The sequence below is a fragment of the Kitasatospora sp. NPDC004799 genome (assembly GCF_040609095.1).
GTDB lineage: Bacteria > Actinomycetota > Actinomycetes > Streptomycetales > Streptomycetaceae > Kitasatospora.
Genome location: NZ_JBEXJK010000383.1, coordinates 1 through 7,826 on the forward strand (window position 1 = coordinate 1; position 7,826 = coordinate 7,826).

Consider the following 7,826-nt stretch of genomic DNA (forward strand, 5'->3'; position numbering starts at 1 on the left):
GGACCATCGGCCGAGCGGGCGGCTGGACGGTCGCGCGGCCGGGGAAGCGGATCGCGCAGCTCCCGGGGACCCCACCCCCGGGGAGCCGCTCGGTCGGGGGTGGGGCTCCGGGCGACGGACGGGTCGCGGTCAACCCTGGGGCCGGCTCGCGGCTCAGCCGAAGCCGCGGGCGTCCTGCTTCAGCGCGGTGTCGACGGTCAGCGCGGTCGCCACGACGAGGCTGATCAGCGGGTCGGGGAGCGGGCGGTGGATCTGGAGCACGTAGTTGTCGGCCGTGGTGAACATCGTCTTCGCCAGGCCCTCCCAGGTCTTGGTGATCCGGGCGACCTCGGTGTCCGTCTCGTCGACGATGGAGAAGTTCCAGGCCCGCCAGTTCTCCGCCTTGATGGCGCCGATCTTCCGGCCGCCGACCTCCAGCGCGAAGTTGATCTTCCCGATGGCGTTCTGCTGGATGATCTGGCCGACCTCCCGGCCGTCCGGACGCTGCACGATCACCCGCGACTTGATGAACTTCGCCGGGCGGGTCAGCAGCAGCACCGGGGTGCCGTGCGCGTCGCGGATCTCCAGCTTGTGGGTGAGGTACTGGTCGATCGAGAAGAGCAGCCGTATCACCTTGCGCAGGCCGCTCTGGCCGACCTGGACCACCGATCCCAGCGTGGCGCCCCGCTGGTCGAAGACCGCGTACTCGTTGGTCAGCTCGATCAGCTTGGCCTTCTGGTTCACCACCAGGACGGGCTCGGAGAAGAGGGTGCCGCCGCCACCGTAGACCGGCCCGACACCCGCCTGCTGCTGCACCTGGTACTGCACCTTGGCGGGGTCGCCGACCGGCGCGGCCGGCTGCCCGGGGTAACCCGGGGTGTTCGTGTTCTGGGACATGGCGGGCAGGCTAGGGCCATTCCGCTACGGGGAGCCAGATCGTTTCGCACAGCCCCCGGATCCGTCCGGGCCTCCGGGCGGCGAAGTTGACCTGCGGGTTTGCCTGTTGCGGCCGGTGGCCGGCCGGCGCCCGGCGGGGCGGATGTGGCCGATGTCACACCTGGTGGAGGTGTGCGACGGCTCGTCACCGCCACCGCGGCCCGTGTTCCCTGTTCAGGACAGGACGGCGAGTTCGGCGACCACGGCGCGGTGGTCGCTGCGGGGCAGGGCGTGCTCGGAGACGTCGACGGGGGTCAGTGCGGGGCCGTGCAGGACGTGGTCGATCTGGATCAGGGCCGGGGCGGGGTAGTCGGGGTGGTCCTGGGGCCAGGTCGGGAAGAGGCCGGCGCCGAGTTCCTCGTGGGTGTCGGCCAGGCCGGTGTCGATCAGGTCGCGCATCGGCTTGTGGTCGAGGGTGGCGTTGAAGTCGCCGAGCAGGACGGCGTTGCGGGTGCGGCCGGGCGCGGCGGCGCGCAGGTCGTGCAGGCCCTCGGCCCAGCGGCGGGCGGAGCCGAGCGGGTAGTAGGTGTGCACGGCGACCAGCTGGACGGGGTGGCCGCCGACGTCGACGGTCAGGTTGGTGGTCGGCCAGGCCGGGTCGGCGGCGGAGCTGACGGGCAGCCGGGTGTAGAGCGCGGTGTCGGTGCCGGCCGGCCGTTCGCGGTGCGGCAGCAGGGTGCGGATGCCGGCCGCGTCCAGCGCGGCGGCGGCGGAGTCGCTCTGCTCCTCGACGGCGAGGACGTCGATCCGCTGCTCGCGCACCAGGTCGACCAGGGACTTCGGTGAGACCTGTCCCATGAAGTTGTTGCTGGTCGCCACCCGCAGCCGGGGCGCAGCGGGCGGCGCGTCGGCCGCGTCCGGGACGAACCGGGGTACCAGCCACCAGAGTTGGAGCGCCACCAGTGCGGCGGCGACGGCGGCCGGCCACCATCGGCGCAGCGCCGCGAGCGCTGCCAGCAGCAGCACGCTGAGCAGTGCCGCGTACGGGAGGCCGGCCATCGGCAGGGCCCACACCGTGCCGTCGTCCCAGCCGGCCAGCCGTACCAGGGCGAGCACGGCCGGGCCCAGCAGCAGCACCCCGCACCCGGTCAGCGCGGCGGTGCGCAGACGGCTCCGGCCGGCGCGCGGCGCGCTCTTCGACGTACGGTCCGTCACGGTGCTCCTTCCAGGGGGCGGCCGTGATCACCGGCCGCCGTCGTGAAGGACGGACGCCCGCGCCCGGCGGCCGGTTCCGCACGGCCGTTCGAGGCCGGGGGCGGGGGCGCACCCGGATGTCCGCGGCCCGGGACGGTGCCGGCCCTCGGGGACGCGGCGGCTTCGGGCCCCGGTGGTGCCTGTCCAGGGAGTGGAATGCCGCACGCGGGGGGCGGGGTGTGGGGCACCGTGGGCGGCATGATGCTGCGACCGGAGACCGACGACCTCGACGCCTACCTCGTGGCGGACGGGGTGATCGACCACCAGCACCCGGAGGTGCGGCGGCTGGCGGCCGAACTGGCCACGCCGGAGGCCGCGTTCCACCACGTCCGCGACGAGGTCCCGCACTCCGCGGATGTGGGGGCGTACAGCGGGGCGTTCCGCGCCTCCGAGGTGCTGGCCGCGGGCGACGCGATCTGCCACGGCAAGTCCCATCTGCTGGCCGCGCTGCTGCGGGCGCAGGGGGTGCCGACCGGGCTGTGCTACCAGCGGCTGGGGGACGGCGCGGGCGGGTTCGCGCTGCACGCCCTCAACGCCGTGCACCTGGACGGCCGTTGGGCCCGGCTGGACGCCCGGGGCAACCGGGAGGGCGTGGACACCCGGTTCGACCTGGAGCGGGAGCGGCTGGCCTGGCCGGTCCGGCCGGAGCTGGACGAGCGGGACTATCCGCGGGTCTTCGCCGCGCCGCCGGCCGCGTTGGTGCGGGCGCTCGCCCGGGCCGTGCCGGGCCGGGGCGGCTTCGATTACCTGCCGGGCGAGCTTCCGGAGGACGAGAAGGAGGAGGAGGCGGCGGCGGCCGGCCTCGGGTGACGGACGATCAGGGGCCGGTGGCGGCCCCGGGGGCCGGGGCTCCGAAGGTGCGGCGGTAGGCGTGGGGGGTGGTGCCGAGGCGGCGGGCGAAGTGGTGGCGGAGGTTGTCGACGGTGCCGAGGCCCGCGCGGTGGGCGATGGCGGCGACCGGGTCGTCGGTGGTCTCCAGGTGGTGCTGGGCGAGCAGGACGCGCTGGCCGGTGAGCCACTGCAGCGGGGTGGTCCCGGTCTCCTGGCGGAAGCGCCGGGCGAAGGTCCGCTCGGAGAGGCCGGCCCGGCGGGCCATCGCCGCGACGGTCAGCTCCCGGTCGAGGTTGGCCTCGATCCAGGCGAGGACCGGGGAGAGGGAGCCGGTCCGCTCCCGGGGCACGGGGCGTTCGCGGTACTGCCGCTGGCCGCCGTCGCGGTGCGGGGGCGCGACCATCCGGCGGGCGATCGCGTTCGCGACGGCGCTGCCGTGCTCCTTGCGGACCAGGTGGAGGCAGGTGTCGACGCCGGCGGCGGTGCCGGCCCCGGTGATGACCGGGTCCTCGTCGACGTACAGCACGTCGGACTCGACCCGGGCCCGGGGGTGGCGGCGGGCCAGCTCCCCGGCGTAGCGCCAGTGGGTGGTGCAGCGCCGCCCGTCCAGCAGCCCGGCTCGGCCCAGGAGGAAGGCGCCGGTGCAGATGCTCAGGACGCGGGCGCCGCGCCGCACGGCGGCCCGCAGTTCCTCGGCCAGGGCCTCCGGCTGCGGCACCCGCGGGTCGTAGGCCGGGACGCAGATCAGGTCCGCCGAGGCCAGCCGCTCCGGCCCGTACGGGGCCCGCACCTCGAAGCCGTGCCGGGTCGCCACGGCGGCGCCGGTGGCCGAGACGAGCGCGAAGTCGTAGCCGGGCAGCGCGTCGTCGCCGCGGTCGATGCCGAAGACCTCGCAGAACACGCCCAGTTCGAAGGCGTGGGCGCCGTCGAGGGCCAGGACGGCGACGTCGCGGAGCATCGGCTTCGGGTTCCTCTCACAGGTGGCGGGAATTCCAGCCTAACCGTCGTTTCTGCCACTGCCCGGGGGCGCCCCGCCCTGGAAGGCTCACCGGTGTCCCCCTTTCCCGCACCACCCGAACGGCCAGGCACCCGATGACCACGCACCACCCCGCCCCCGCTACCGCCCCCGTCCCCGCTACCGACCCCTCCCCCGCTACCGACCCCGACACCGGCGCCGCCCTCTTCGCGCAGGCGGCCCAGGTCCTGCGCGCGCTCGCGCTCGACGAGGACCTGAAGTGGCGCGTCCCCGGCGACCCGCTCCTGGGGCCGCCGGCCCGCAGGGTCGCCCGGCGGTACACGGCCGGCGAGACCCTGCCCGACGCCGTGGACCGCGCGCAGCGCGTCCGGGCGGCCGGCCACCGGGTGAGCGTCGAGTACCTGGGCGAGAGCTGCCGTGACCCGCGGCAGGCCACCGAGGAGACCGAGGTGTTCCTCGCCGCCGCCCAGCTGCTGCCGCCCGGCTGCTCGATCTCCCTCGACCTGTCCCACATCGGCCTCGCCGTCGACGCCGGGCTCGCGCTGGCCAACGCCTCCCGTCTCGCCGAGGCCTGCGCCGCCACCGGACGGGAGCTGATGGTCTCGGCCGAGGGCTCCGAGCGCACCGACGCCGTTCTGGACCTGCACCGCCGGCTGTGCGAGCGCTTCGACCACGTGGGCGTCACCGTCCAGGCGCGCCTGCACCGCACCGCCGACGACCTGCCGGAGCTGCTCGGCCGCCCCGGCCGCATCCGCCTGGTCAAGGGCGCCTTCCTCGAACCCGAGGCCGTCGCGCTCCCCCGCGAGTCGCCGGCCCTGGCCGCCGCCTACCTGGGGTACGCGCAGCACCTGGCCGACTCGGGCCACCCGTGCTCCTTCGCCACCCACGACCGGGAGCTGACCGACCGGATCGCCCGCCACCTCGGCGGGAGCGGCCGCGCGAACGCGCCGTGGGAGTTCGAGACGCTCCTCGGGCTCGGGCCCGACCTCCTCGACACCCTGGCCGAGCGCGGCCACCCCACCCGCGAGTACGTCGTCTTCGGCACCCAGTGGTGGCTCTACGTCTGCAACCGGCTCGCCGAGGACCCCCGGCGCGTGCTCCGGGCCCTCGTCGACGCGGCCGGATGAGGCGGCGCACCGGGGAAAGCCGGGAAACGCCGGGAAAAGGAGAAAAGGTGGAGATAGGAATCGAACCCATCTGAACGGCCCTGCAAGCCGTCGCCTCGCCACTCGGCCACTCCACCTCGGCAACACTGGGAACATTACACGCACATGAACAGGAACTCCGCAGAATTGCCGGGTTTTCACCCCATAAGAGCCTTAGTGCGTCTAGTGTTATTTCTCTCGACATGGCGTCGAAAGGGTCCGGCGAGCCAGCGCGCAAAAGACGGGGTGCGCTAGCCTTTGCCGATATCTCCGACCCGATGGGATTTCATTGATGGCCGTCGAGGAATCACGGTTCACCCGTACCGCGGAGCTGCGCTGCGGGACCGCCGCGAACCGGTGCCAGTACAAGAGCCTGCCGCTGCGCGACCTTCCCCCGCTCGGTGTCGTGCGCCGCGCCCGGATCGTCCGCGAGGGCCTGCGCGAGCGCCGCGCCGAGGTCCCGGCGCCCGGCCGGCCCTCCCGCTTCGCCGAGGGGGACTGGGTCCGGGTGAAGGACGAGGCCGCGGTGCGCGCCACCCTCGACGAGAGGGACTGCCACCGCGGCCTGTGGTTCACCCGCAGCCAGTGGTCGTTCTGCGGCGGCGTCTACCAGGTCGAACGGATCGTGCGCCGCATGATCGACGACCACTACCGGGTGCGGCGCCTGTCGGGCACCGTCGCCCTGGCCGGCGCCACCTGCCACGGCGCCGACGGGGCCCAGGGCTGCGGGATGGACTGCGCGCTGCTGTTCCGCGACGAATGGCTGGAGCCCGCCCCCGCGCCGGTGCCCGCCCCCCGGGCCGTCACCCTGTGGGCGACGGTGCGCAGCCTCGCGGAGATCCACGCGACCCTCGGCCCCGACGGGCGCCTGCACGGCGTCCCGTTCCAGCCGGGGATGGAGCGCCACGCCGGGACCCGGCACGGCGCCGTCGAGCTGCGCCACCGGTCCCTGGCCTGGTGGCAGCACCCCACCGGGGGGCGCTGGTTCATCCTGGACGGTCTGCGCTGCGGCGGCGAGCCGCTCACCACCGGCTGCGACCGGCGCTGCGCCCTGCTGTGGCACGAGTCCTGGCTGCGCCTGGAGCCCGCCGCCGCGCGCTGACCGCCGGTCAGCGCCGCCAGCGGTCGCGCACCAGCTTCGCGGCCAGGTGCAGCGGTCCGTCCCGGTCGCCGACGTAGCAGCGGGGAAGCGCGTACACCCCGCTGTGGGCGCCGGGGCTGACCGCGCAGCCGTACGCGTAGCCGGCCCCGGCCACCGCCTCGACCGCGGCGGCGTCGAGCGAGCCGTACGGGTAGCAGAACCCGTCGACGGCCCCGCCGGTGAGGTCCTCCAGCACGTGGCGGCTGTCGGCGACCTGGGCCGCCAGGTCCCGTGCGGCCAGGCCCGCCAGCCGCCGGTGGGTCAGCCCGTGCGAGCCGATCTCCACCCCGGCGGCGGCGGCCTCGCGGACCTGGTGCGCCGTCATCAGCGGCTTGCGCGGGCCCTGCCGGTCCCAGTCGTTGTAGCCGCCGAGCCGGTCGGCCACCACGTAGACCGTCGCGGTGAAGCCGTGCTCCGCCAGGGCGGGCATGGCCTCCTCCACGAAGTCGCGGTAGCCGTCGTCGAAGCTGAGCCCGACCAGGCCGGCGGCGCCGCCCTCCCGGTGGGAGCGCATCAGCTCCCCCACCGACACCCCGCGCAGGCCGCGGGCGGACAGCCAGCGCAGCTGGCGGCGGAACCGCGCGGGACCGACGGTGATCAGATACGGGTCCTCGGTCGCCGCCGTCACCGAGTGATACATGAGCGTCCACGGGAGCGGGCCCGAATCCACCTCGGGGGCGCTTTCCGAACTGCTGCGTGGTCGAATGATTCGCATGTTCCGCTCCGACTGTCCGGTGGCACCGCCTGTGCGGGTGGACCTCAGGGAAATTGCATTCTGGCAGCGTCGGACCCGGCTGCCATTCACGCCGGGCGACTCCGCGCCATTTCACCCGGATGCCGGAGCGGGATTCCCGGGGCGGGGCAGGGGGGTGGGTGCGGGCCGGCGTTCAGAGGTGGCGGAGCAGGCCCTGGAGGGGTGCGGGGACGCGGTCGGGGTCGAGGGCCTCGGTCAGCAGCCGGCCGTAGCGGATCTTGCGCCCCTTCTTCGTGCCGAGGAAGCGCCGCAGCCGCTGGTGCGGCGGCCGGTCCTGCTGGGCGGGCTGGCGCCCGAAGATCCGCCAGGCCGGGAGGTCGCCCTCGGCCCGGAGGACCTCCTCGACCCGGGGCACGCCCAGCGCGCGGATGAGCTCGTCCTCCAGGTCCGCCGCGCAGACGAAGAAGGCGTCGTGCGGCCCGCCGGCCCGTTCGAGGCCGCGTCGGTAGAAGCCCTGTTCGCCCTCGTCGCACAGCCCGGCCAGGCGCAGGCCCAGGCCCGCCGGCCCGAGGAGGGCGGCGAAGCGGCCGACGTTCATCGCCCCGCCCATCGGGACGACGCAGACCCCCTCGGCGGCCAGGTCCCGGCCGTGGCGCGCGGCCAGCGCCTCGACGGCCGCGAGGTCGCTGGGCCCTTCCAGCAGCACCGCCGTGCGCACCCGCAGGCCCTCGGCCAGGTCGCGGGCCAGGTCGCCGGCCGGGCCGCCCGGCTCGGCCGCCGCCCGGTCGATGACCGCGTCCCGGAACGCCCGCATGTCCGCCATGGGGCGCGGAACTTGGCGATCTAGTCGGTCCAGGAGCGCGCCTCCGGCGGCCGGGGCTCGCCCGCCGGTTCCTCCTCGGCAGGGCTCAGGGGGTGCTCCCGCCGTAC

8 protein-coding genes and 1 tRNA gene are annotated in these 7,826 nt (G+C 75.0%); 3 read left to right on the top strand and 6 right to left on the bottom strand.

Annotated features, from left to right (window positions below):
* Positions 1-153: 153 nt before the first annotated feature.
* Positions 154-876, bottom strand: coding sequence for a phospholipid scramblase-related protein (locus tag ABZW03_RS32920; RefSeq protein ID WP_355266558.1), 723 nt, complete (start codon positions 874-876; stop codon positions 154-156).
* A 213-nt stretch (positions 877-1,089) separates the two neighbouring features.
* Entirely contained in the window at positions 1,090-2,070 is a 981-nt protein-coding gene (locus tag ABZW03_RS32925) for an endonuclease/exonuclease/phosphatase family protein (RefSeq protein WP_355266561.1), read from the bottom strand.
* Positions 2,071-2,307: 237 nt separating this feature from the next.
* Here ABZW03_RS32925 and ABZW03_RS32930 point away from each other — a divergent pair, with 237 nt between their 5' ends.
* Positions 2,308-2,919: a transglutaminase family protein gene (locus ABZW03_RS32930; RefSeq protein ID WP_355266564.1), complete on the top strand. Its 612-nt coding sequence runs from the start codon at positions 2,308-2,310 to the stop codon at positions 2,917-2,919.
* 7 nt (positions 2,920-2,926) lie between these two features.
* On the opposite strand, the gene ABZW03_RS32935 is transcribed toward ABZW03_RS32930, so the two are convergent.
* Entirely contained in the window at positions 2,927-3,898 is a 972-nt protein-coding gene (locus ABZW03_RS32935; protein WP_355266567.1) for a helix-turn-helix domain-containing protein, read from the bottom strand.
* Positions 3,899-4,032: 134 nt separating this feature from the next.
* Here ABZW03_RS32935 and ABZW03_RS32940 point away from each other — a divergent pair, with 134 nt between their 5' ends.
* Positions 4,033-5,043: a proline dehydrogenase family protein gene (locus ABZW03_RS32940; protein ID WP_355266570.1), complete on the top strand. Its 1,011-nt coding sequence runs from the start codon at positions 4,033-4,035 to the stop codon at positions 5,041-5,043.
* Between the two features lie 45 nt (positions 5,044-5,088).
* Here the strand turns inward: ABZW03_RS32940 and ABZW03_RS32945 are convergent.
* Positions 5,089-5,159 (bottom strand) — tRNA-Cys (locus tag ABZW03_RS32945).
* A 194-nt stretch (positions 5,160-5,353) separates the two neighbouring features.
* Here ABZW03_RS32945 and ABZW03_RS32950 point away from each other — a divergent pair.
* Positions 5,354-6,163, top strand: a complete 810-nt coding sequence (locus ABZW03_RS32950) for a hypothetical protein (protein WP_355266573.1) — start codon at positions 5,354-5,356, stop codon at positions 6,161-6,163.
* Between the two features lie 7 nt (positions 6,164-6,170).
* On the opposite strand, the gene ABZW03_RS32955 is transcribed toward ABZW03_RS32950, so the two are convergent.
* On the bottom strand, positions 6,171-6,842 hold the full coding sequence (locus ABZW03_RS32955) for a polysaccharide deacetylase family protein (RefSeq protein ID WP_355266575.1): 672 nt from the start codon (positions 6,840-6,842) through the stop codon (positions 6,171-6,173).
* A gap of 247 nt (positions 6,843-7,089) precedes the next feature.
* Positions 7,090-7,719 carry a TOPRIM nucleotidyl transferase/hydrolase domain-containing protein gene (locus tag ABZW03_RS32960; protein ID WP_355266578.1) on the bottom strand — a complete coding sequence of 210 codons (630 nt, stop codon included), beginning with the start codon at positions 7,717-7,719 and terminating at the stop codon, positions 7,090-7,092.
* Positions 7,720-7,826 lie beyond the last annotated feature (107 nt).